Source organism: Aeromicrobium sp. Leaf289 (assembly GCF_001423335.1).
Classification (GTDB): Bacteria; Actinomycetota; Actinomycetes; order Propionibacteriales; family Nocardioidaceae; genus Aeromicrobium.
Genome location: NZ_LMNK01000001.1, coordinates 62,299 through 83,951 on the forward strand (window position 1 = coordinate 62,299; position 21,653 = coordinate 83,951).

21 protein-coding genes are annotated in these 21,653 nt (G+C 72.9%); 5 read left to right on the forward strand and 16 right to left on the reverse strand.

The features are described 5' to 3' along the window. Positions 1 to 2 precede the first annotated feature (2 nt). From ASF37_RS00360 to ASF37_RS00380, 5 genes are all read right to left on the reverse strand, one after another. Complete coding sequence (locus tag ASF37_RS00360; protein ID WP_056578484.1) at positions 3 to 1,295, reverse strand: sulfate adenylyltransferase subunit 1; 1,293 nt, start codon at positions 1,293 to 1,295, stop codon at positions 3 to 5. Next, positions 1,295 to 2,233 carry a sulfate adenylyltransferase subunit CysD gene (cysD, locus tag ASF37_RS00365; protein WP_056573172.1) on the reverse strand — a complete coding sequence of 313 codons (939 nt, stop codon included), beginning with the start codon at positions 2,231 to 2,233 and terminating at the stop codon, positions 1,295 to 1,297. Before cysD ends, ASF37_RS00360 begins: the two co-directional genes overlap by 1 nt. Before the next feature lie 37 nt (positions 2,234 to 2,270). Then, positions 2,271 to 3,095, reverse strand: coding sequence for a phosphoadenylyl-sulfate reductase (locus ASF37_RS00370; protein ID WP_082480214.1), 825 nt, complete (start codon positions 3,093 to 3,095; stop codon positions 2,271 to 2,273). A 62-nt stretch (positions 3,096 to 3,157) separates the two neighbouring features. Continuing rightward, the gene (locus ASF37_RS00375; protein WP_056573170.1) at positions 3,158 to 4,405 is read right to left on the reverse strand and encodes an MFS transporter; all 1,248 of its coding nucleotides are present in this window, start codon (positions 4,403 to 4,405) and stop codon (positions 3,158 to 3,160) included. Beyond that, a complete protein-coding gene (locus ASF37_RS00380) occupies positions 4,402 to 4,983 on the reverse strand; it encodes a winged helix-turn-helix domain-containing protein (RefSeq protein WP_056573167.1) in 582 nt (193 codons plus the stop codon). The genes ASF37_RS00375 and ASF37_RS00380 overlap by 4 nt, the downstream gene beginning before the upstream one ends. A 103-nt stretch (positions 4,984 to 5,086) precedes the next feature. Here ASF37_RS00380 and ASF37_RS00385 point away from each other — a divergent pair, with 103 nt between their 5' ends. Both ASF37_RS00385 and ASF37_RS00390 read left to right on the forward strand, forming a co-directional pair. Continuing rightward, complete coding sequence (locus ASF37_RS00385) at positions 5,087 to 5,707, forward strand: L-threonylcarbamoyladenylate synthase (protein ID WP_055968315.1); 621 nt, start codon at positions 5,087 to 5,089, stop codon at positions 5,705 to 5,707. Continuing rightward, positions 5,704 to 6,417: an alpha/beta fold hydrolase gene (locus ASF37_RS00390; protein WP_055968312.1), complete on the forward strand. Its 714-nt coding sequence runs from the start codon at positions 5,704 to 5,706 to the stop codon at positions 6,415 to 6,417. The genes ASF37_RS00385 and ASF37_RS00390 overlap by 4 nt, the downstream gene beginning before the upstream one ends. Here ASF37_RS00390 and ASF37_RS00395 read toward each other — a convergent pair. Genes ASF37_RS00395 through ASF37_RS00415 form a run of 5 tightly spaced genes read right to left on the reverse strand, consistent with a single transcriptional unit; the run spans position 6,403 to position 11,431 of the window. Then, the gene (locus ASF37_RS00395) at positions 6,403 to 7,554 is read right to left on the reverse strand and encodes an MFS transporter (protein ID WP_056554701.1); all 1,152 of its coding nucleotides are present in this window, start codon (positions 7,552 to 7,554) and stop codon (positions 6,403 to 6,405) included. The genes ASF37_RS00390 and ASF37_RS00395 overlap by 15 nt on opposite strands. Before the next feature lie 34 nt (positions 7,555 to 7,588). Then, entirely contained in the window at positions 7,589 to 8,506 is a 918-nt protein-coding gene (locus tag ASF37_RS00400; protein ID WP_056578487.1) for a DNA-3-methyladenine glycosylase, read from the reverse strand. Next, positions 8,503 to 9,093: a DUF1992 domain-containing protein gene (locus ASF37_RS00405; protein WP_056578490.1), complete on the reverse strand. Its 591-nt coding sequence runs from the start codon at positions 9,091 to 9,093 to the stop codon at positions 8,503 to 8,505. Before ASF37_RS00405 ends, ASF37_RS00400 begins: the two co-directional genes overlap by 4 nt. A 57-nt stretch (positions 9,094 to 9,150) precedes the next feature. After that, positions 9,151 to 10,671, reverse strand: coding sequence for a glycerol kinase GlpK (gene glpK / locus ASF37_RS00410; protein WP_056578493.1), 1,521 nt, complete (start codon positions 10,669 to 10,671; stop codon positions 9,151 to 9,153). 37 nt (positions 10,672 to 10,708) lie between these two features. Next, complete coding sequence (locus ASF37_RS00415; protein WP_255353795.1) at positions 10,709 to 11,431, reverse strand: MIP/aquaporin family protein; 723 nt, start codon at positions 11,429 to 11,431, stop codon at positions 10,709 to 10,711. Between the two features lie 240 nt (positions 11,432 to 11,671). Between ASF37_RS00415 and ASF37_RS00420 the strand changes: the two genes are divergently transcribed. Further along, positions 11,672 to 11,947 carry a hypothetical protein gene (locus tag ASF37_RS00420; RefSeq protein ID WP_056573147.1) on the forward strand — a complete coding sequence of 92 codons (276 nt, stop codon included), beginning with the start codon at positions 11,672 to 11,674 and terminating at the stop codon, positions 11,945 to 11,947. A gap of 20 nt (positions 11,948 to 11,967) precedes the next feature. On the opposite strand, the gene ASF37_RS00425 is transcribed toward ASF37_RS00420, so the two are convergent. Continuing rightward, the gene (locus tag ASF37_RS00425) at positions 11,968 to 13,239 is read right to left on the reverse strand and encodes an HNH endonuclease signature motif containing protein (RefSeq protein ID WP_056578496.1); all 1,272 of its coding nucleotides are present in this window, start codon (positions 13,237 to 13,239) and stop codon (positions 11,968 to 11,970) included. A gap of 83 nt (positions 13,240 to 13,322) precedes the next feature. Further along, the gene (locus tag ASF37_RS00430) at positions 13,323 to 13,862 is read right to left on the reverse strand and encodes a putative immunity protein (RefSeq protein ID WP_056578499.1); all 540 of its coding nucleotides are present in this window, start codon (positions 13,860 to 13,862) and stop codon (positions 13,323 to 13,325) included. 41 nt (positions 13,863 to 13,903) lie between these two features. Between ASF37_RS00430 and ASF37_RS00435 the strand changes: the two genes are divergently transcribed. After that, complete coding sequence (locus ASF37_RS00435) at positions 13,904 to 14,482, forward strand: DapH/DapD/GlmU-related protein (protein WP_235499929.1); 579 nt, start codon at positions 13,904 to 13,906, stop codon at positions 14,480 to 14,482. Here ASF37_RS00435 and ASF37_RS00440 read toward each other — a convergent pair. Together ASF37_RS00440 and ASF37_RS00445 are read right to left on the reverse strand one after the other, a co-directional pair. After that, positions 14,479 to 15,414 (reverse strand): GNAT family N-acetyltransferase, encoded by a 936-nt coding sequence (locus tag ASF37_RS00440; protein ID WP_200931153.1) that lies wholly within the window; start codon positions 15,412 to 15,414, stop codon positions 14,479 to 14,481. The genes ASF37_RS00435 and ASF37_RS00440 overlap by 4 nt on opposite strands. 170 nt (positions 15,415 to 15,584) lie before the next feature. Continuing rightward, on the reverse strand, positions 15,585 to 16,388 hold the full coding sequence (locus ASF37_RS00445; protein WP_056578501.1) for an alpha/beta fold hydrolase: 804 nt from the start codon (positions 16,386 to 16,388) through the stop codon (positions 15,585 to 15,587). Between the two features lie 143 nt (positions 16,389 to 16,531). Here ASF37_RS00445 and ASF37_RS17530 point away from each other — a divergent pair, with 143 nt between their 5' ends. Then, positions 16,532 to 18,292 carry a GNAT family N-acetyltransferase gene (locus ASF37_RS17530; RefSeq protein ID WP_056573130.1) on the forward strand — a complete coding sequence of 587 codons (1,761 nt, stop codon included), beginning with the start codon at positions 16,532 to 16,534 and terminating at the stop codon, positions 18,290 to 18,292. Here ASF37_RS17530 and ASF37_RS00455 read toward each other — a convergent pair. Both ASF37_RS00455 and ASF37_RS00460 read right to left on the reverse strand, forming a co-directional pair. Continuing rightward, a complete protein-coding gene (locus ASF37_RS00455) occupies positions 18,276 to 19,229 on the reverse strand; it encodes a DMT family transporter (RefSeq protein WP_055968279.1) in 954 nt (317 codons plus the stop codon). The genes ASF37_RS17530 and ASF37_RS00455 overlap by 17 nt on opposite strands. Then, positions 19,222 to 21,576 (reverse strand): excinuclease ABC subunit UvrA, encoded by a 2,355-nt coding sequence (locus ASF37_RS00460; RefSeq protein WP_056578504.1) that lies wholly within the window; start codon positions 21,574 to 21,576, stop codon positions 19,222 to 19,224. The genes ASF37_RS00455 and ASF37_RS00460 overlap by 8 nt, the downstream gene beginning before the upstream one ends. Positions 21,577 to 21,653: the final 77 nt, after the last annotated feature.

Consider the following 21,653-nt stretch of genomic DNA (forward strand, 5'->3'; position numbering starts at 1 on the left):
GATCAGACCGAGGCGGTCGCGAGCAACGCGTCGCCGACCATGCCGGCCGCGAGGGTCGTGCCGTCCTGGGCGTCGACGAGCAGGAACGAGCCACCTGCGCGGGCGTGCAGGTACTCCTCGGCCGGGACGGGCGAGGCCAGCCTCAGGCGCACGTGGCCGATGTCGTTGAGCTCCAGGCGGTCGGCCGCGTCGAGGCTGGCGGTCTCGAGGTCGAGCCGGCCGGTGATCTCGGTGACCATCGCCTGCACCGTCCTGGTGCCGTGCTTCACGAGGACCTTCGTCCGCGGCGCCAGCGAGTGGTCGGCGAGCCAGGCGATCGTGCCGTCCACGTCCTGGGTGAGCGACGGGACGCTGCGGGAGGTGACGATGAGGTCTCCGCGCGCGACGTCGACGTCGTCGGTGAGCCGCAGGGTGACCGACTGCGGTGCGAAGGCCTCCGTCAGCTCGCCGTCGGCCGTGTCGATGGCGGCGACGGTGCTCGTGCGGCCGCTCGGCAGCACCGTGACCGGGTCGCCCGGGCGGACGAGACCCGACGCGATCTGCCCCGCGTACCCGCGGTAGTCGCGGTGCTCCTCGCCGCCGGCCGCCTGAGGCCGGATGACGAGCTGGACGGGGAAGCGCAGGGGCTCGGAGTGCGGCTCGCCCGCGGGCGAGAGCGTCTCCAGGAACGTGAGGAGGCTCGGTCCGTCGTACCAGGGGGTGCGCACCGACCGCTCCACCACGTTGTCGCCGTCGAGGGCGGACACCGGGATCGTGGTGACGTCGGTGAGACCCAGGGACGCCGCCGAGGTGACGACCTCGTGCGCGACGCGCTCGTAGGTGGCCTCGTCGAAGCCGACCAGGTCGATCTTGTTGACGACCACGACCACGTGCGGCACCCGCAGCAGCGACGCGACCGCGAGGTGTCGACGGGTCTGCTCCTGCAGCCCCTTGCGGGCGTCGACGAGCAGCACCACGACGTCGGCGGTGCTGGCGCCGGTGACGGTGTTGCGCGTGTACTGCACGTGCCCGGGGCAGTCAGCGAGGATGAACGACCGCTCGGCGGTCGCGAAGTACCGGTAGGCCACGTCGATCGTGATGCCCTGCTCGCGCTCCGAGCGCAGGCCGTCGGTCAGCAGCGCCAGGTCGGCGGAGGCGAGGCCGCGGTCGCGGCTGACCCGCTCGACGGCGTCGAACTGGTCGGCGAGCACCGACTTGGAGTCGTAGAGGAGCCGACCGACGAGCGTCGACTTGCCGTCGTCGACGGAGCCGGCCGTGGCGAGCCTGAGCAGCGTCTTGGTGGGCAGCGTGCGCATCAGAAGTACCCCTCCTTCTTGCGGTCCTCCATGGCGGCCTCGGACGCGCGGTCGTCGGCCCGGGTGGCTCCCCGCTCGGTCAGACGCGTGGCCGCGACCTCGACGACGACGTCGTCGACGGTGGCGGCGTCGCTCTCGACCGCACCGGTGCAGGACATGTCGCCGACGGTGCGGTAGCGGACCAGTCGGCGCTCGACGGTCTCGCCGGGCCGCGGCTGCGAGACGTCGCTGACGCTGACGAGCATCCCGTCGCGCTCGAAGACGTCGCGCTCGTGCGCGTAGTAGAGCTCCGGCAGCGCGATGTCCTCGGCGGCGATGTACTGCCAGACGTCGAGCTCGGTCCAGTTGCTCAGCGGGAAGACCCGCACGTGCTCACCCGGACGGTGGCGGCCGTTGTAGAGGTTCCACAGCTCGGGGCGCTGGTTGCGGGGGTCCCACTGGCCGAACTCGTCGCGCAGGCTGAACACCCGCTCCTTGGCGCGGGCCTTCTCCTCGTCGCGACGGCCGCCGCCGAAGACCGCGTCGAACTTGTGGTCGGTGATCCCGTCGAGCAGCGGCTGGGTCTGCAGCTGGTTGCGGGTGCCGTCGCTGCGCTCGCGAAGACGGCCGTCGTCGATGTAGTCCTGCACCGACGCGACCTCGAGGCGCAGGCCGAGCCGCTCGACCGTGGCGTCGCGGAAGGCGAGCACCTCGGGGAAGTTGTGGCCCGTGTCGACGTGCATGACCGGGAACGGCACCGGCGCCGGCCAGAAGGCCTTCGTGGCCAGGTGCAGCATGACGACCGAGTCCTTGCCGCCGGAGAAGAGCAGCACGGGCCGCTCGAACTCCGCCGCCACCTCGCGGATGATGTGGATGGCCTCCGACTCCAACCAGGAGAGCTGGTCGAGCCGGTAGGTCGGGCGGCCGGCCGTGCCGGGCGCGTCGTCGACGACGGTCATGCGTTCCTTCTCGATCTCGGCGGTCGTGCGGGGGCGCTCACGTGTGCAGGCCGCACTCGGTCTTGTCGACGCCGGCCCAGCGGCCGGCGCGGGGGTCCTCGCCCGGGGCGACCCGCCGAGTGCACGGCGCGCACCCGATGGAGGGGTAGCCGTCGTTGACGAGCGGGTTGACGATCACGTCGTGCTCGTCGGCGTAGGCGAGCACCTCGTCGAAGGTCCAAGCAGCGAGCGGGTTGACCTTGACCAGCTGGTTCTTCTCGTCCCAGGTGACGAGCGGCGTGTCGGCACGCGTCGGGCCCTCGTCGCGGCGGACGCCCGTGATCCACACCTCGTACGCGCCGAGGGTGCGGGTGAGCGGCTCGACCTTGCGCAGGTGGCAGCACAGGCCCGGGTCGCGGGCGAAGAGGTCCTTGCCGTGCTCGGCGTCCTGCTCGGCCACGCTCTGGCGCGGCTTGACGTCGACGATCGTGAGCTCCATGGACGACTCGACGGCGTCGCGGGTGCCGATCGTCTCGGCGAAGTGGTACCCGGTCTCGAGGAACAGCGTGTCGACCCAGGGCAGGTGCTGCGCGACCACGTGGGGGAGCACGGCGTCGGCCATGGAGCACGCGACTGCCGTGCGGTACCCGAACTCCTCCGCGACCCAGGCGAGCACCGCGCGGGTGCCGTCCGGGCCGGCCGGCTGGTCGGCGAACCGGGCCTCGGCCTGCTCGGCGACGGCGCGCAGGGAGGCCGGGTCGCGTCGCGGGCCGAGCACGGCCTCGCGGGTGCGGTGGTGCTCCACGCGGGCCTCGTCGTGGGCGACCTGACGGGCGCGACGCTCGGCGAGCGTCGGTCCCGCGGGCGGGATGGTCTCGGACATGGTCCCAGCGTAGGCGGCGGTCCCGAGCGGTGAGAGCGGTCGCCGCATCGTGGACAGGTGCGCTAGGACACCTCGACGGTCACGCGGTCCATGGCCCGGAAGCGACGGTCCACGACCGGTGCCAGCGTGGTCACGAGGTAGAGCACGCCGGCCACCAGGAGGGCGGCCCGCAGGTCCAGCAGGGCGAGCAGGGCGCTGCCCACGAGACCCCCGAACGGCATCAGGCCCCAGGCCACGGCGGTCGACATCGCGCCGACCCGGCCCACGAGGTGTCGCGGGATGCGCTCGAAGAACACGGCTCCCACGACCGGGTTGAGGAACCCGGAGGCGAGTCCGGCCACGGCCATGACGACCACCGGTGCCGAGGTGACGTCGGACCAGGCGAGCACGGCGAACCGGGGCAGGCCGCACACCACGAACGCGACGACGTAGACGGCGAACCGGGGCATCCGGTCGGCCCACGCGGCCGCCACGAGCGAGCCGACGACCGACGTCCCCGCCATGACCGCGAGCAGCAGTCCCACCGCGCCGACCCCGGACCCGGTCTCGACGGCCCAGACGGGCAGGAGGATCGCGGTGAACGCGACGTCCAGCAGGTTGGTGAACGCGATCATGACCGTGAGCGCCAGGATCACGGGGTCGCGGCGCAGGAACTGCCACCCCGCGCGCAGCCGCGCGAGGTAGGAGTGAGGATCGTCGTCGGCCGGCACGCCACGGCCGACCGAGCGGGCTCCGAGGCCCAGGACGACCGCCGCGAGCGCGAGCCCCGCGGCGTTCACGGCCAGGGCGTCCGCGGCGCCCACGAGGGCGACCAGGCCCGCTGCCAGCGCCGCGCCCACGAGGCTCGAGGTGCGCTCGACCGTGGACGCCAGCCCCGTGACGCGCTCCATGGGCTGTCGCGTGGACTCCGCGAGCACCGGGACGAGGCTGTGCCGGGCGGCGTCGGCCGGACCGCGCAGGGCGCCGGTGGCGGCGACGAGCACGAGGAGCGCGGGAAAGGAGAGCGCCTCGAGATGGTGCAGCGCGGGGATGGCGGCGACCGTGAACGCGCTCGCGGCGTCGCAGCCGACCGCCACGCGCCGGGCGCCGAGGCGGTCGATGGCCGGCCCCGACAGCACCTTCGCCACGACGAGGGGAGCGAGCTCGGCGAAGGCCACCACGCCCGCCGCGGTGGCGGATCCCGTGGTCGTGAGGGCGAGCCAGGGGAGGGCGACCGCGGCCAGCCGCGTCCCGGTGAGCGCGAGGGCGTCGGCGAGCAGCCAGGCGGCCAGGACCCGCCGACCCCGGTCGGTGAGCGGACGCCCGGTCACGTTCCCGTCACGCTCCCGGGCCAGGGGTTGGCGTGCAGGCGCACCACGACGGGACGGGCCTCGGGGTGGTCCTCGTCCTGCACCTCCTCGAGCACCGCCTCCAGCCGTTCGACGAGCCGCTGGGCCGTCTCGGGGCGCAGGCGCCGCACGTAGTCGCTCAGGGTCGAGGCCGAGCGCCAGGCCTGGGGCAGCAGAGAGAACTCCTCGACGGCGCGCTGCATCTGCTCGGCGTGCACGACCGCGACCGCCTGGGCGAAGGCGTCGACGGCTGCGAGCTCGTCGGAATCGCGGGGGCTGCCGGTCGACGTGCTGCGGTGCGAGGCACGCCACCGCCGGGTCCGGGCGTCGACGTCGTCGCCGGCGTCCTCGACGAAGCCGTGCACCGCGAGCTGGCGCAGGTGGTACGAGGTCGCTCCCGACGACGTCCCGGTCCGCGCGGCGAGCTCGGACGCGGTGGCGGGTCCCTCGAGCCGCAGCAGACCGAGCAGGCGCAGGCGCAGCGGGTGGCTGAGGGCTCGCAGTCCCGTCGGGGACGGGGTGACGCTGTCGGCGGTCGGGGCGTCGCACTCGTCGGTCATGACGCGAGGCTAGATCACAAAGGAGTCTTTGCAAAGATCTCTTGGCGATTCTGGTCGACCTGACGGGGGTGACCGGACGGCACCGGGCTCGTAGGGTCGAGCCATGGCGCGCTACCTCGAGATCCACCCGGAGAACCCCCAGCCCCGCGCGGTCGAGCAGGCCACCGCGATCCTGCGCGACGGCGGTCTGATCGCCTATCCGACGGACTCCGGCTACGCCCTCGGCGCCGCGCCCGGGAACCAGGAGGCCCTGGACCGGATCCGCAGCATCCGTCGGCTCGACGACAAGCACCACTTCACGCTCGTGTGCAAGGACTTCGCCCAGCTCGGCCAGCTGGTGCACGTCGACAACGCGATCTTCCGTGCCGTCAAGAGCGCGACGCCCGGCCCGTACACGTTCATCCTGCCGGCCACCCGCGAGGTTCCCCGGCGGATGCTGCACCCGAAGAAGAAGACGGTGGGCGTGCGGATCCCCGACCACGTGGTCGTGCGCGCGCTCCTGGAGTCGCTGGGGGAGCCGATCCTGTCGAGCACGTTGATCCTGCCCGACCACGACGAGCCCATGACCGAGGGGTGGCTGGTGAAGGAGGAGCTGGACCACCTCGTCGACGCGGTGGTGGAGTCCGGCGACGTGGTCGCCGAGCCCACCACGGTGGTCGACTTCGTGGACGGCGTCCCCGAGATCGTCCGCGAGGGCGCCGGCGACCCCGACCGCTTCCGATGAGCGGACCGGCCACCTTCGTCCTCGTCCCCGGCGCGGGAGGGGCACCGTGGAGCTGGAGCCGGCTCACCCCGTTGCTCGAGGCCGCCGGCCACCGGTGCGTGGTCGTCGACCTCCCCGGTCCGGACCCGACGGTCGACCTCGACGGCTACGTGGCGTTGGTCGTCGACGCCATCCACTCGGCGCGGGAGACGCCTGGACCCGTGGTGCTCGTCGGTCAGTCCTTCGGCGGGTTCAGCACGTCGGCGGCCGCCGCGCGGGAGCCGGTCGACCTGCTGGTGCTGCTGAACGCGATGATCCCGTCCCCGGGCGAGTCCGGCGGCGCGTGGTGGTCGGCCGTGGGCCTCTCGGGCGCCCGGCGCGAGGCCGAGGCGGCGGCCGGTCGCGATCCTCAGGCTCCTTTCGACCCGCTCGCGGTCTTCTTCCACGACGCCGCCGACGACGTGCTGACCGAGGTCGCTGACCAGGACCGCGACGAGTCCGACGCCTCCTTCGGGTCCGTCTGGCCGGCCGACGCCTGGCCCGACGTCCCCACGGTCGTGCTCGTCGCCGACGACGACCGGCTCTTCCCGCCCGACTTCCAACGACGCGTCGCACAGGAGCGGCTCGGCCTGGGGGTGACCGAGGTGCCGGGCGGCCACCTCAACGCCCTGACCCGACCGAGCGAGCTCGCCGAGGAGCTGGTGAGGATCGCCCGCTCAGCGGGTCGCTGAGGTGCGGCGACCGGCGATTGCGACGAGCGCGGAGGCCGCGGTGAGACCGGCGAGCAGCAGCATCGTCTGGGTGCCGTCCAGCCACGACAGCAGCAGGGTCGCGAGGTACGGCGCCGCGAAGCCGACGTAGGTGAGGCTGTAGAAGACGGCGTTCACCGTGGCCAGGTCCCGTGCCGGGGTGATCGTCTCGACCGTCCGGAGTCCGGCCACCAGGACGAAGCCGTAGGCCGTGCCCAGCAGCATGCAGGCCGGGACGACCAGCCAGGACGCGCCGGTGGTGGCGGCGAGCGCCCCCACGCCGAACCCGGCCACACCCGCTCCCATGCCCACGGCGAGCGTGACGCCGGTGGCGAGCCTGCGGCCGTACGGCTGCAGCGCGACCCCGGTGCCGAGGGTCAGGAAGACGAGCGCCCCGACCAGCGCGTAGGCCGGGCCGGGGACGTCGACGACCGCAGGCAGCGTGGCGAAGGCGAGGGTCGCCGTGCCGAACACCCACGGGGCCGTCGGCACGACCTGGGTCAGGAACCGGCGCGAGCCGAGCACCTGACGCAGGGTCGCGGCGTCGGGATCGCTGGTGGCGACGTCGTCCGGATCGGGCTCCGGCGCCGGACGCAGGAGCACCGCGACCGCGACGGTGAGCACCAGGTGCGGCACGTACGGCAGCACCGTGGGCGCCGGTGCCCACTGCGCCAGCACCCCGGTGACGAGCGGACCGGTGCCGAACCCGGCCGACAGCGCGATCGCCGCCCGGCGCGCACCGGTGCCGGGCGCGGCGTCGGACAGCTCCTTGACCCACGCGGTGCCGGGTGCGAACGCGGCGCCGCTCGCGACGCCGGCCAGGAGGCGACCGACGAGCAGCAGGGTGAGCGAGTGCCCGCCCACCATCAGGACGACGGTGGCGACGAAGGACAGCACGAGCACCGGGCGCAGGACGCGGCCGCGTCCGATCCGGTCCGAGACCGGGGCCACGAGCAGCAGGGCGGGGACCAGCCCCACCGCGTAGGCGCCGAACAGCGCGGTGACCTGACCGGCGGTGGCTCCGTCGACCTCCCGGTACACCGGCAGCAGGGCGGCGAACTGGTTCGCGCCCCATCCCACGGCGAAGAGCGCGAGCGCGGCTCGGAACCAGGACGGCACGACGCCACGCTACGCGCGGCGTCGGTGAGATCCCTCAGCGGGCGCGGTGGTCGACGCGTGACATGCGGGCCCCGTGCCGCTCGACCCGGACGTGTGGGCTCAGCTGCATGAGGCGCAGCGCCAGGAAGCGGTGGGGCCGGAACGGCTCCAGCACCTCCGCCACCTCGTGGTCGTGCTCGAGCCGGTGACCGAGCAGGGCGGTCCCGACCGTGCTGGCCAGGTGGTAGTCGCCGAACGGCACCGCGTCGGTGTCGCCGAAGGCCCGCGAGCCGACCTCGGCCGCGGTCCAGACGCCGACTCCTGGCAGCGACCGCAGGGCGGCCGAGGCGTCGGTGGGCTCGCGGTCGGCGAGTCGCTCGAGGGACTCGCCCAGACGCGTGACGGCCTGCACCGTCCGGTACCGCTTGGGGTCGACCCCGGCCCGGTGCCACTCCCACGAGGGCAGCGCCGCCCATGCCTCGGCCGTCAGCGGCAGCCGCATGCCCGACGGCGCCGGACCCGGCGGGACCTCACCGTGCCGTGTGAGCAGCTGGCGCCACGAGAGGAAGGCGTCGGCACCCAGGACCTTCTGCTCGATGATCGCCGGGACGAGCGCCTCGACCACCCGACGGGTGCGGGGTACCCGGAGCCCGGGGTGTCGTCGATGGGCGTCGGCGACCACGGGGTGGGCCAGGGGAGGGCGGTGCGGCTGGTCCCCGCCGAGGCACGCAGGCAGCTCGTCGAGCACCTCGGCCGCACCCGGACCCCACGCCACGGCCTCCACGACGTGAGCGTCCAGCTGGCGCAGGTGGAGCGTGGCCGGGCCCGACGGCGGTCGCGTGGCGCGCCAGACCTCGGCACCCCGGCCGCGGAAGGCGGGGTCGGCGGGGCCGCGGCGCAGGGTCGACAACGTGCGCCAGACGTCGAGGGGTGCGGTGCTGCGCCAGGTGCGGCGCAGCCCTTCGTCGGTCACGCGCCGCCGCGTCGGGCGCGGAGGCGATCGCGCCACGACACCCGCCGGGGCGGGGGAGGGGAGGGGCGTGCCGCAGCCCGCCGGCGCAGGCGCTCGCGCCAGGCGCGCACCTCGTCGTCGACGTCGCGGGTCGGGGTGATGACCGGCGGACCGCCCTGGAGCTGGCGTCGTGCCTCGACGACGCGACGGTTGAAGTCCGCGAGCATCTCGCGGACGCGTTCCTCCGAGCCGGTGGAGTCGAGGAGGTCGTCGAGCTCGGCGTCCTCCTTGCGCAGCGCCAGGGCGGGTGGCAGGACGCCGGAGACGTTCTCGCGCTCGATCAGCTGCTTGAGCCACCAGTCGGGATCGTGGCGGAAGACCCGGGGCGGCAACGGCTTGCCGGCCAGCGGCAGGTCGTCGAAGTCGCCGCGGGCGATCGCGGCTCGGATCTGGCCGTCGACGTAGAGAGCCTGGTCCTCGGGGCGCCGCCCGCGTGCGGGGCCCGCGCCCTCGTCAGCGGCGTCCGGGTCGGGAGCGCGCGACGTGTCGGGCGCCGGGTCGTCACCGAGGCGGTAGTGCGCCGCTCGGCGTCGCGGGTCGTCGGACATCGTTCCTCCTGCCACCACTCTAGGCAGGAGGAACGACACCGGCCGCTCGGCCGATCCTCAGTCGACGTCGTCGTCGACCCAGTCGAGGGTCTTGGTGACGGCCTTCTTCCAGCTGCGGTAGTACTTCTCGCGCTCGTCCTCGGGCATCTGCGGCGTCCACCGCTTGTCCTCGCCCCAGTTGGTGCGGATGTCGTCCTCGTTCTCCCAGTAGCCGACGGCCAGACCCGCGGCGTACGCAGCGCCGAGCGCGGTGGTCTCGGCGACCTTCGGGCGGACGACGTCGACGCCGAGGATGTCGGCCTGGAACTGCATGAGGGTCTCGTTGACGACCATGCCGCCGTCGACGCGCAGCTCGGTGAGCGGGACGCCGGAGTCGGCGTTCATGGCGTCGAGCACCTCGCGCGTCTGGTACGCCGTGGACTCCAGCACCGCCCGGGCGATGTGGCCCCGGTTCACGTAGCGCGTCAGGCCCACCAGGGCGCCGCGTGCGTCGGGGCGCCAGTGCGGGGCGAACAGGCCCGAGAACGCCGGCACGAAGTACGCCCCGCCGTTGTCGTCGACCTGCTTCGCGAGGTCCTCGATCTCCGGCGCGCTGCCGATGAGGCCGAGGTTGTCGCGGACCCACTGCACGAGGGACCCGGTGACGGCGATGGAGCCCTCGAGCGCGTACACCGTGGGCTCGTCGCCGATCTTGTAGCAGACGGTGGTGAGCAGCCCGTTCTCCGACGGGACGGCCTCGGTGCCGGTGTTGAGCAGCATGAAGTTGCCGGTGCCGTAGGTGTTCTTGGCCTCGCCCTTCTCCAGGCAGGCCTGCCCGAAGGTCGCGGCCTGCTGGTCGCCGAGGATGCCGGCGACCGGGGTGCCGTTGAGGATGCCGGGCTTGCACTCGCCGTACACCTCCGAGCTCGACCTGATCTCCGGCAGCATCGACAGCGGGATGTTCATGTCGGCGGCGATGCTGTCGTCCCACTGCAGGGTCTCGAGGTCCATCAGCAGCGTGCGGCTCGCGTTGGTGACGTCGGTGACGTGGACACCGTCGTTCTCCGCGCCGCCCGTGAGGTTCCACAGCACCCAGGTGTCCATGTTGCCGAACAGCAGCTCGCCGGCCTCGGCGCGCTCCTGGGCGCCCTCGACGTGGTCGAGGATCCAGCGGACCTTGGGCCCGGAGAAGTAGGTGGCCAGGGGCAGCCCGACCGTCTCCTTGTAGCGGTCGAGCCCGCCGTCGGCTGCCAGGCCGTCGACGATCTTCTGGGTGCGGGTGTCCTGCCAGACGATCGCGTTGTAGATCGGCTGTCCGTTGGACTTGTCCCACACGAGGGCGGTCTCGCGCTGGTTGGTGATGCCGACCGCGGCGATGTTCTTGCTGTTGAAGTTCGCCTTGGCCAGGGCGCCGCCGATGACGTCGCGCGTGTTGGTCCAGATCTCGAGCGCGTCGTGCTCGACCCAGCCGGCTCGCGGGAAGATCTGCTCGTGCTCGACCTGGTCGACGGCCACCACCGATCCTGCGTGGTCGAAGATCATCGCGCGGGTCGAGGTGGTGCCCTGGTCGATGGCGAGGACGTACGTGTTGTCGGCCATGCTCGAATCTCGATTCTGTGTGGGGTCGGGGTGCGGGTCAGACGTAGTTCGCGGCGGCGGCCAGGAGGCCTCCGAGGATGCCACCGATGGCGGGTCCGACGACAGGGATCCAGGAGTAGGACCAGTTGCTGTCGCGCTTGTCCTTGATCGGCAGCACGAAGTGGGCGATGCGTGGGCCCAGGTCGCGCGCCGGGTTGATGGCGTAGCCCGTGGGACCGCCGAGGCTGGCGCCGATGCTGACGACGAGCAGCGCGACGGCCAGGGGGCCGAGCTCGGTGGGTGTCTTGCCGAACGCGATGATCACGAACACGAGGACGAAGGTGCCGATGATCTCGGTGATGAGGTTGGAGGACGTGCGCGCGATCTGCGGTGCGGTGCAGAAGACGCCGAGCTTGTCGTCCGGATCGCTCTCCGGGTCGTCGAACTGGTCGCGGTAGGCAAGCCAGCACAGCGTGGCGCCGATGAAGGCGCCGAGCAGCTGCGCGGCGAGGTACACCAGCACCTTGACGGCGGTGTTGCCGCCGAGGTCGTCGCCGGACGCGACGAGCCCCAGGGTCACGGCGGGGTTGATGTGCGCGCCGGACTTGTAGGCGACGTAGACGCCCGCGAACACCGCCAGGCCCCAGCCGAAGCTGACCATGAGGAAGCCGCCGGCGTTGCCGTTCGTCTTGGCCAGCGCGACGTTCGCGACGACGCCGCAGCCGAGCAGCAGGAGCGTGGCGGTGCCCATGACCTCGGGCAGGAAGATGTCTGTGAGCACGTGGTCCCCCCGGCCGACCCGACAGACTCGTCGCCCGCTCGGTGCGGACGTCCCCCGAGACGCCTCGGTCGGTGTGCATCGAGCCTATCGTGACCCCCGTCACATCGCGTGGGGGTGCGGCGCCGCCGGGACCGGGAGGGTGTTCCAGGTCGGGGGAGTCGAGCCGTCGGGTCGTGACCTCCGGGGTTCCGCGCTCGTTGGGGGTGATGACATCGATCGGGGGTCGCGAGGAGGTCGTCGTTGCCCGTCCTGACCTTCGACATGCCTGCGGACTCCGGGGCGAGCCTGTGCGTGTCGACGCGACTGCTCGTGCGGGCCCCCGAGGTCGAGCTGTGCTGGCTCGAGGGTGACGAGGGCGTCCTGGTGCTGCGCCTGGAGTGCGACGAGAGCGACGTCGCAGTCCTTCGGCACCACGTGCTGACGGCTCACCCAGCAGTCGTGGACGCAGCGTCGCCGGGGGAGGGTCCTCCGGCACGCCCCGGGGCACGGCGCGGCGTCGGTCGGCATCGGCGCTGACGTCGGCTGTCGACGCCTCGTCAGGCGGCGACGTACTCGAAGGCCCCCGCGGCGGGGTAGTGCTCGGCGAGCACGACGACGGGTTCGGCCCTCCTCGTCCAGGTGCGGGTGAAGGCGGTGCGTCCGGGCACGGTGCGGGTGGGCAGGTGCCATCGGGTGGTGCCGGCCTCGTCGTGGTCGACGGGGAGGGCTCCGCGGGTCTTGAGTCCGTGGTGGGACCGACATCGTGGGTGGAGGTTCGTTGCGGTGGTGGGTCCGCGGTCTGGGCGGTCGGGGTCGAAGGGTCGCTGGTGGTCGAGGTCGCACGCTTCTGCGGGCTTGTCGCAGGTGGGGATGTCGCAGACGCCGTCGACGAGCTCGAGGGCGCGGCGTAGTGGGGCGGTGGGGAAGCGGCCGAGCTCGGTGACGTCGAGGATGCCGCCGGCCTCGTCGGTCAGGAGGCGACTGAACAGCGTGCCGGGGGTGGTGGCGAGCTCGCGGACCAGGGTGGGGTCGACGGCGTGCTGGCCGTCGCCGGTGACGGCGGGTTCGTCGTCCAGCCCCAGCAGGGTGGCCAGGGGGACGGTGATGCCGACGTGGAACCGGCCGCGGCCGGGGGTGTCGGTGGTGCGGGCGAGGAGTCGGTCGGTCAGGACGTCGGCGCGGGCCTGGGAGAGGCGGCGGTCGTCGGCTGCGTCGGCGGCACGGGAGGCCTTGGCGGCCAGGGACAGCTCGCGCTCGATCAGCAGGGCGTCGTGGGTCGGGATGAACGCCTGGAGCAGGCTCATCCCGTCGTCCATGGCCGTGATGGTCACGTGGCGCTGGGCGGTCGCCTCGCGGCGGCGCCGTGCAGCATCGTCGGCCTCGACCCGGGTCACGAACCGGCGCAGCCAGCCCTTGAGCTGGGACAGGGTGTGGGTCGTCGCGTAGGGGACGACGGACTCGTCGAGCAGCTCCACCGACGCGACCTCGTGCAGGCGCCACCGGGCCGAGGCGATCGCGCGGGCCTTCGCCCGATCGAGCTCTCCGGCGCTGTGCGCGGCCCACGCCGTCGGCAGGTCCGTCGTGAGGGTCCTGGTCGCCGCGACCAGGTGCGCGACGAAGCCCGACGCGACCTCGAGCTCGACCGTGACCTCCAGGATCGCGACCTGCCGGGCGTCCTCGGCCGAAGCCGCGCTCCGCCCGGCCGCGACCGCGTCGGACCGGCGGCCGTCCACGAACGCCAGCACCGCCGCCGCCTGCGCCGCCTCGGCCCGCCACAGCGCTCGCGACGCATCCGTCGCGAGGCCGAGGAGAGAGTCCGTCGAGGTCATGTAACGAACATACATTCGACGCCCGACATCGAGTTTCGCCGCGTTCGCCTCGGTGCCAGGAGCATCGGGACGGGGGAGTGGAGCTACTCGTCCGCGCTTCGCAGGCTCACGTCGAGGCGGGTCATGAGTCGGGCGACCGGCGTGCGACCCGTCGGCACCGGGGGATAGCGGCGCAGGATCGCCACGAGCGCGGGGGAGGCGAGGTGTCGAGCGTCGTCGAGGACGCGGTCGGCCTCGGCGGGGTCGTCGGCGGCCAGGGCCGCGGCATGTGCCGCGCAGGCGGCGGCCCGCAGGATGTGGCCGACCTGGGTGGACGCGGCGATCGGGTGCAGGTAGGCGGCCGCGGCCGCGTCTCCTGCTGCGCGCGCTGCGTACCTGGCGGGGGACTCGCCGGCCTCACGCGCGGCTCGGTGCGCCTCCAGAGCGGCCGTGCGCTGCCTGGCCGACCGTCGAGCGCCTGCGACGAACACCCGCGCGGCGGCCAGCGCCTCCCGCGGACGCGAGTCGTCAGGAGCGACGGCCTCGAACAGGTGGAGCACGGGCTCGGCGCACTTCAGTGCGAACGCCGCGACGACCCGCAGGTCGTGCTCGCTCAGCTCGACGGCATCGTGCGGGGGAGTCACGTGATGATCCTGCCCTGTACGTTGGCGGCTAGGGTCCGAGCATGGTCGACGACGGGGACACCGTGACGGTGCGCGGAACAGGGCCGCGGGCCTTCGCCAGCGGGACCGAGGAGTCTCGGGCCATGCTGCGAGAGGTCGAACGCGCCTGGGAGATGTGGCCACGTCTGAATGCAGTGGCACCGGGGGACTTCGCGGCGATGCGCACGCTCCTCGAGGAGCTCACCGGTCGTGAGATGGACTCGTCGGTCCGGGTCGTGCCGCCGTTCCATCCCGACGGGGGGAACCGGCTCCGGTTCGGCCGGAACGTCTTCGTCAACCACGGGTGCACGGTCGTGGTCGTCGGCGGTGTGGAGATCGGCGACGACGTGATGATCGGCCCGAATGTGCAGCTCGTCAGCGGGGGACACTCGCTCGATCCTTCGACCCGGCGATCGGTGTCCACATGTGCACCCGTCCGCATCGGCCGCGGCGTGTGGATCGGCGCGGGAGCAACTGTCCTGCAGGGCGTCACCGTGGGCGACGACGCCGTCGTCGCGGCAGGTGCGGTGGTGACGCGCGACGTCGCGCCGCGGACGCTGGTCGGTGGTGTTCCCGCGAGCGTGCTGCGGGACGATCTCTAGCGAGGCGCCTCCAGGACGAGGCGAACCTCGGTGAGCTGGTACCCGGCTCGCTCGAACGCGGTCGCCATCGGCAGGTTCGTCATGTCGGTGGTGGCGGTGATCCGGTCGGCGCCCGCCTGTGCGTGCACGCGGGTCACCTCGCCCAGCAGGTCGTCGACGAGTCCCTTCCCGCGGTGTCCCGGCAGCACCCCGAGGTAGCCCACGTTGCGGTGGTAGGGCGTCGCCGACGGCACGATGAAGCCGACCGCCTCGCCGTCGCGGCCCGTCGCGATCTTCCACCAGGCGCGTTCTCCTGGACAGCCCGCGTAGAACTCGACGTCGTCCCGGGCCTGGCTGAGCTCGTCCGTGCTCACCAGTGCTCGACGGGTCTCGACGTCGAGACTGCCTCGGGCGGCCTGGCGGAACAGCTCCACAAACTCCGCGTCGGAGCCCGGCCGGAACTTCACCCGCGTGCTGGCCGCCGGAACCCCGTACTCCGGCGTCCACGCGTACTGGCGACGTTCGAGCGACTCGGTGATGTCGACGTCGGCCAGCGCCTTGCACCGCCACGCCACAGCGCGGACGGACCGCTCGTCGTCACGCCAGCTACCGGGGACTCGCACCGTGAACGAGGGGAGCTGGCTCCCGGCGGCCGCCGCGTGCTCGCCGAGGCCGGCACGCAGCAGGTCCACCGCAGCGGTGCGTGGGTCATCGACCTCCGGGAGGACGTCCAGGGCGTCGAGGGCGCTGGGCGTCGACCCGTCTCGACCCCACCACAACGCGCGGCCCACCAGACGTCCTTCGTCCTCGAGGACCCAGGACCACTCCGGCCGCATGCGGCCGGCGTCGAAGTCGTCGCGCACCTGGTCGCGCGGCAGGCCCACCAGTCCAGGGTCGTCGGGGAACTCGACGAGAGCATCGACGTCAGCGGGTGTGGCTCGACGGCAGATCACGATCGAGCTCCTCGCCGCGCTGCGTACTCGAGTTCCGACCACCGCTCCGCCATGCCTGCAGCCTAGGACCGGAGGACGTCGTGATGCCTGGCTCGGTCAGGGGAGTCTTCGGCAGCGGTAGGGCCGGCACGGGAGGCTTACTTGACATAATGTGCATTATCGGAGCATTGTCAGAGTGGGCGAGAGTGGCCTGTCGGGGCCACCGCGCCGACGTGGTCGGCCAGGTCGTTCACCCACCGGCGCACGTCGTCCGGATCCTCCGCCACGACGCTGCGACAGTGCGGCAGGACGGCGCCGAGCTCGTCGGCGGTCTCCAGCGGGTGCGCCGGGTCGGCAGTCCACGCCAGCACCAGTGTCGGGACGTCCAGCGTCGTCAGGGACGACCTGGACGGCAGGTCCGACGACGCCGCTCCGCGCAGCACCGTCGGGAGCAGGCTCGGTGGCACGTCGGGCAGGGTGTCAGGACGTCCTCGGGTTGCCGGAGGCTGCGGAGCGCCTGCGCCGGCGGCCATCCAGGCCGCCACGCCGCTGGACTCGACGAGCCGCGCCGCCCACTCGTACTCCGACGCCTTCGACGCGCGGGTCCGCCAACCGGTCGGCGGGATCATCAGCGTGAGGGTCGCGAACCTGGCCGGGTCGCCGAGGGCGGCGTGCAGGAGCGTCCCCGTGCCCATGGAGGCCCCGATCCCGTGCACCACTTCCCCACCGAACACGTGTTCGACGAGCAGGTGGAGGTCGTCGGCCAGCTGCGGCCAGCAGTAGTCGCCGATGCGGTCGCGCCCGGTGGACCGACCGTGCCCACGGGCGTCGTAGCGAAGGAGTCGCACGCCCTCGAGCCCACCGGCGACGTCGAGCCCCAGGGCCGCCTCGCGGTGCCGGCTCGACGTGAGGCCGTGCAGCGCCACCACCGCAGGCCCGTCCGCACCGGTCACGTCGAAGTCGAGCGTGGCCCCTGGTACCGCGAACGACGACACGGTGGCTGCTCCTCGTGCTCGGCTCCCCTGACGGCCCAGGCTACGACGACCGGGACGCTCGGAGCGCCGGCGCGACCCCACGTGTGACCGAGCCGACACGTGCCTGCCCTGACCGGTGGCTCGATCGGCCTAGAGTGAGCCGCATGCGGCTGACCCATGTGGCCCACCTCCGGCTGCCGTTCGGTCGCATCGTGGGCTACGACCTCGACGTCGGACCCGTCGGCGAGCAGCTGCCGATCTCGTTCGACCAGGCTCGCCACGTGGGCCTGGGCGACCGTGCCGGGTCGTGGATGGCGATCACCTTCCGCCCGCCCGACGTGGACCGCGACACGCTGGCGGCGGCCTGGCTGTCGGTGGTCCGGCGCCACGGCACGCTCCGCACGGTCTTCTCCCCCGCCCCCTCCGACGGGCCCGACACCGGTCCCACGCTGCACGAGGTCGAGCTGGGTCCCGGGCGGTGGCGGGAGCACCCGGTGGGTCCCGGCACGCGGCTCAGCGACGCGATCCGTGGGGTGCTCGACGAGCACTGCACGCCGTTCTCGTCGCCCTCGCACCGGCTGTGCGTGGTCGAGTCGCACGACCGGCCCACCGTCGTGGTCGCCGCGGACCACGCACACGTCGACATGTGGTCGTTGCTGGTCGTCGTGCGGGACCTGCAGCGCGCGCTCGCCGGAACCCTCGACGACGCGGCTCCGGCGCGACCGTTCGCCGACCACACCGCCGCGCTCGTCGAGCGTGAGCGCGCACCGCAGTCGGTGCGCGAGCGCTGGAACGAGGTCATCGAGGCGTGCGGCGACACCATGCCGCGCTTCCCGCTCCCGCTGGGCGACGTGGAGCGACCGGTTCCCGAGCGGGTCGAGCTGCGCGACGTGCTCGACGTCGACGCCCTCGCCTGGCTGTCGCGAGGGGCGCGCGCCCGCACCGTGTCGACGCTCGCGCTCGTGACCTCGGCCCTGACCCAGGTCACCCGCGACCTGGCCGACGCTCCCCTGCGCGCCGTGTTCCCGGTCCACAGCCGGTACGAGGACACGTGGCACGACTCGGTCGGGTGGTTCATCACCAACGCCGTCCTCGACTCCCCCGACGCCGACCCCGTGGCGTGCGCCGCGGCCGTGAAGGAGGCCATCGGACTCGGTTCGTGGCCGCTCGAGGACGTGTTCGCGCCTTGGGGCGGCATGCCGCAGTCGCCGGGGATGTTCGCGATCTCGTGGCTGGACCTGCGGCGGCTGCCGGTGCACGTCGACCACGTGGGGCTCGAGGCCCAGTATGTGAGCGCGGCCGGGCGCACCGACGGCGTCATGGTCTGGTTCGTGCTCGACGAGGCGGGGATGCACCTGCGGTGCCGCTACCCCGACACCGAGCAGGCGCGGGCGAGCGTCGGAGGGTGGCTGGACGAGGTCGTCGACGAGATCCGCCGCGCTGCGCGCGACGCCGGGGCGACGCTGGAGGTCGACGGTGCGCTGCTCCAGGTGGGACGGGCCGAGCGGCACGACGTGCCGGCGATCCTCGCGCTGCTCGCGGACGACCCGATCGGCGCGACACGCGAGCTGGCCGACGCGACCGCCTACGAGGACGCCTACGACGCCCTGGTGCGCGATCCGTCCCAGCTGCTCGTGGTCGTGCGCGACGGCGACACGGTGGCGGCCACCGCGCAGCTGACCGTCATCCCCGGGCTGTCACGGGGCGGCGCCACACGGCTGCAGATCGAGGCCGTGCGGGTGGCGTCGGCGTGGCGCGGCCGAGGGCTCGGTGGTGCCCTGCTGGAGTGGGCGCACGAGCACGGACGTGCCCGCGGTGCCGTGCTGAGCCAGCTGACGACCGACACGTCGCGCGTCGACGCCCGCCGGTTCTACGAGCGCCTCGGGTACGAGGCGAGCCACCTGGGGCTCAAGCGTCCGCTCTGAGACCGGACCGGCCCCGGGTGGGGCGTGACGGGTCGGTGCGTGCCGTGGCGAGCACCGCGAGGCCGCACGCCAGCACGACGAGGCCGAGGCCCGCGACGGCGCCGACCCGCTCCCCCAGCACGACGACACCCAGCACCGTGGCGCAGAGCGGCTCGGCGAGCGTCAGCGTGGCGACGTCGGCGGCGGGCAGGCGTGCCAGCCCCCAGCCGAACAGCAGGTACGCGACCGCGGTGGTGACCACGCCGAGCCACAGCACCAGCAGGAGCCCGGGCCCGCTCCAGAGCCATGGACCGGCCAGCAGCACGAGGGCGGGGAGGCTGACGACGCCGGCCGTGCCGAACAGGACCCCCATGGTCCGGCCCGACGACCAGCCGCGGCCGAGCAGCTCCTTCGCCGCGAGCGTGTACAGCGCGTAGGAGGCGCCGGCTCCGACGGACCACCCCACCGCGGAGCCCGCGACCGCCGACCCCGACGCGAGGCCCGACACCAGCACCACGCCCACGATGCCGAGGGTCGTCGCCACGCCCCACCGGACGCCGGGCACGCGACGGCGCAGCACCGCCTCGAGCGCCCCCGTCACGACCGGTGCGGACCCGAGCGCCACGACGGTGCCCACGGCGACGCCGTTGCGGGCCGTGCCCTCGAAGAACGTGGGCTGGTAGGCCACGACTCCTCCGGCGCCGACGGCGACGACCACCCAGGCGGGCATCCTCGCGCCGGCGGGAGACGGTGGAGCGACGCCGGTCGCCCGGCCCCGGGACAGCCACGTCGCTCCCAGGGCCAGGAGGGTGCCGCCCAGGGCGATGCGGGCCAGCCCCACGGCGACGGGCGACCCGGCCACGTCAGCCAGCTCCTGCGCGGTCCCGGTGGTCGCGAAGCACAGCGCGGCGAGGACGATCGCGCCGACGGCCCGCCCTCGGGGTGCGCCGTCAGGCATCGACGTAGCCGGCCAGGTGCTCCCCGGTGAGACCGGCGCGGGCGGCGACCAGCTCGGCCGGGGTTCCCTCGAAGACCACGCGGCCGCCCTCGTGGCCCGCGCCCGGACCGAGGTCGATGATCCAGTCGGCGTGGGCCATCACGGCCTGGTGGTGCTCGATCACGACGACCGAGCGACCGTCGTCGACGAGCCGGTCGAGCAGCCCGAGCAGGTTCTCGACGTCGGCGAGGTGCAGGCCGGTGGTGGGCTCGTCGAGCACATACACCTCGCCGGCGTCCGACATCTGCGCGGCCAGCTTCAGCCGCTGGCGCTCACCGCCGGAGAGGGTGGAGAGCGGCTGCCCGAGCGTCAGGTAGCCCAGGCCCACGTCGACGAGGCGCGCGAGGATCTTCTGGGCAGCGGGGACGCGCCCCTCCCCCTCGGCGAAGAACGCCGCCGCCTCGATGATCGACATCTCGTGCACCTCGGCGATGTCCTTGCCCCCGAGGGTGTGCTCGAGCACCTCCGCGCGGAACCGACGGCCGCCGCACTCCTCGCACGGCGACTCGACGGTCGCCATGACGCCCAGCTCGGTGATGATCACGCCGGCGCCGTTGCACGTGGGGCAGCCGCCCTCGGAGTTGGAGCTGAACAGCGCCGGCTTCACCCCGTTGGCCTTGGCGAACGCCTTGCGGATCGGCTCGAGCAGGCCCGTGTAGGTGGCGGGGTTGCTGCGTCGGGACCCCTTGATGGCGCCCTGGTCGATGACGACGACCCCGTCACGCCCTGCGATCGAGCCGTGCACGAGCGAGCTCTTGCCCGAGCCGGCCACGCCGGTCACCGCGCAGAGCACGCCCAGTGGCACGTCGACGTCGACGCCCTGCAGGTTGTGGGTGTCGGCGCCGCGGATCTCCAGGTGGCCGGAGGGCCGGCGGACGGTGTCCTTGACCCGGGTGCGGTCGTCGAGGTGGTGACCCGTCACGGTGTCGCTGGCCCGCAGTCCGGCGACGTCGCCCTCGAAGCAGATGGTCCCTCCGCCCGAGCCGGCTCCGGGTCCGAGGTCGACGACGTGGTCGGCGATGGCGATCGTCTCGGGCTTGTGCTCGACGACGAGCACGGTGTTGCCCTTGTCGCGCAGCTGCACGAGCAGCCGGTTCATCCGCTCGATGTCGTGGGGGTGCAGGCCGATGGTGGGCTCGTCGAAGACGTAGGTGACGTCGGTCAGCGACGACCCGAGGTGCCGGATCATCTTGGTCCGCTGCGCCTCGCCGCCCGACAGCGTCCCGGCGGGGCGCTCCAGCGAGAGGTAGCCCAGGCCGATGTCGGTGAAGGAGTCGAGCAGGTGCTGCAGGCCCTTGAGCAGCGGTGCGACCGACGGCTCGTCGAGCTCGCGCAGCCACTCGGCCAGGTCGCTGACCTGCATGGAGCAGAGGTCGGCGATGTTCCTGCCCCGGATGCGGGACGAGAGCGCCTCGGGCGTGAGGCGGGTGCCGTCGCAGTCGGGGCAGGTCGTGAACGTGACCGCACGCTCCACGAACCGACGCACGTGCGGCTGCATGGCCTCGAGGTCCTTGCTCAGCATCGACTTCTTGACCTTGGTCAGGACGCCCTCGTAGGTGAGGTTCACCCCGTCGACCTTGATCTTGGTGGGCTCGCCGTGCAGGAGCGTCTGCAGCTGGTCCTGGGTGAACTCCCCCACGGGCGTGTCCATCGGCAGGCCGGCGCCGGCGAAGATGCGGCCGTACCAGCCGTCCATGCTGTAGCCCGGGACGAGCAGCGCGCCGTCGGCGAGGGTCTTGCCGGCGTCGTAGATGGCCGTGAGGTCGAAGTCGTTGACCGACCCCATCCCCTCGCAGCGTGGGCACATGCCGCCGAGGTAGACCTCCTTGCGCGCCACGCGCTTCTCGACCCGGCCGCCCTTCTCGGTCTGCATGACGCCGCTGGCGGTGCGGGTGGGCACGTTGAACGCGAAGGCGGTCGGCGGGCCGACGAAGGGGTCGCCGAGGCGGCTGAACAGGATCCGCAGCATCGCGTTGGCGTCGGTGGCGGTGCCGACGGTGGATCGCGGGTTGGCGCCCATGCGTTCCTGGTCGACGATGATCGCCGTCGTGAGCCCCTCGAGGTGGTCCACCTCGGGCCGCGCGAGCGACGGCATGAAGCCCTGCAGGAACGCGCTGTAGGTCTCGTTGATGAGGCGCTGGGACTCCGCGGCGATCGTGCCGAACACGAGCGAGCTCTTGCCCGAGCCCGACACCCCCGTGAACACGGTGAGCCGACGCTTGGGCAGGTCGACGCTCACGTCCTGGAGGTTGTTCTCGCGGGCGCCCTGCACGCGGATGACGTCATGGGTGTCGGCGGTGTGGGCCATGGGCCCAGGCTAGCGATCCGCGGGACCGCCGGTTGCCGTCCGCGCCCAGCATCGGAGCCGTGGCGAGCCACCTGGCA